Consider the following 279-nt stretch of genomic DNA (forward strand, 5'->3'; position numbering starts at 1 on the left):
CACCGATATTGCGACCGACGGCACGCTGTCGGGCCCGAACATCGCCGCCGCGGTCCGGTTGGCCGAGGCGACGGGAAAAGAAGTGATCGCTTCTGGCGGCGTCAGCTCGCTTGACGATTTGCGCGCGCTCTGCCAATATGCTGGACAAGGCATCGGCGGCGCGATCGTCGGCAAGGCGCTTTATACGAATCAGTTTACGCTCGCGGAAGCGCTCAAGGCGGTGAACGAGCGATGATCACGAAGCGCATCATCCCGTGCCTCGATGTGAAAGACGGGCGC

Annotated in this window: 1 protein-coding gene; it reads left to right on the plus strand. The window is 62.7% G+C overall.

The genetic code is table 11. The features are described from left to right. Positions 1-235 (plus strand): HisA/HisF-related TIM barrel protein (locus LD028_RS08890; protein ID WP_237811600.1); only part of this gene is annotated, 235 nt, incomplete at its 5' end. Positions 236-279 lie beyond the last annotated feature (44 nt).

Source organism: Anoxybacillus sp. LAT27 (assembly GCF_022030075.1).
In the GTDB taxonomy this organism is placed as follows: Bacteria; Bacillota; Bacilli; order Bacillales; family Anoxybacillaceae; genus Anoxybacillus; species Anoxybacillus kestanbolensis.